This window comes from Janthinobacterium agaricidamnosum NBRC 102515 = DSM 9628 (assembly GCF_000723165.1).
Classification (GTDB): domain Bacteria; phylum Pseudomonadota; class Gammaproteobacteria; order Burkholderiales; family Burkholderiaceae_D; genus Janthinobacterium; species Janthinobacterium agaricidamnosum.
Map to the genome: position 1 here is coordinate 5,901,095 of NZ_HG322949.1, position 1,146 is coordinate 5,902,240.

The following is a 1,146-nucleotide window of genomic DNA, read 5'->3' on the forward strand; positions in this document are numbered from 1 at the left end:
CGCGGCGATCAGGTCGGCGGCGTCGGCTTGCTGCTGGGCGGTATTGAGCAGCGCCGTCAGGTTGACCACATCGGTCAGGCCGGCGGTGACGGCGGCGCTGGCGGCCAGCGCCGCATCATTGGCGGCAATGGTCAGCAAGACGTTCAAGTCGCTCGAATTGGCTTGCTGCGCGGCCGCATCGGCAGCCGCCTGGGCGGCATCGTAAGCGGTTTGCAGCGCGGCGGCGTCGGTCATGCTGGCGATCGCTGCGGCATTCGCCGCTGCGGCCGCCGCCGCGGTCGAAATGGCGCCCAGCGCGTCGGCGTCGGTTTGCGCGGCCAGTGCGGCGGCTGCCGCGGCGGCTGCCGCGTCGGCGTTGGCGATCGCCGTCAGCGCGGCGGCGTCGGTGGCGTTGGCGGTCGCCGTTGCCAGTGCGGCTGCGGCTGCCGCCGCGTCGGCGGCCAGCCCCAGCGCGGTGGCGTCGGTCTGGTCGGCGATGACCGCCGCGGCGGCTGCCGCCGCAGCAGCCGCGTCGGCGATGATGGTCAGCGCTGCCGCGTCGGTGGCGTCGGCCAGCACGGCTGCCGCAGCCGCTGCTGCGGCGTCCGTATTGGATACTGCGGCCAGTACGGCGGCATCGGTCAGGTCGGCTTGTGCTTGTGCGGCGGCGGCCGCCGCCTGTGCCGCTGCGGCGATCAGGTCGAGCGTCGTGGCGTCGGTGGCGTCGGCGTTGGCCTGGGCGGCGGCGGCTGCCGCCGCGGCATCGGCGGCAACTTGCGCCGCGACGGCGGCGGCGGCGTCGTCGGCCACTGCGGCGGTGGTCGCTGCCAGCGATGCGGCGGCGGTAGTTGCCGCTGCCAGCGCGGCGGCATCGGCGGCCAAGGCGTCATTGGCCGCCGTTTGTGCTGCCGCTGCTGCTGCCGCTGCTGCTGCCGCCAGAGCGTCGTCATTAAGTGCGGAGTTGGCTACGTTGGTGGCCGCTGCCGCTATCGCTGCGGCGGCTGCGGCGGCTTGGTCGTCCGCCGTTGCGGCCGCTGCAGCCGCCTGCGATATCAGTGCGGTCGCCGCCGTCTGGGCTGCCGCTGCATCGTCGGCCAGCGCGCTATTGGCGGCAGCCAGTGCCGCATTCGCGGCATCGAGCACGGCGCTGGAAACTACCGTGACGAT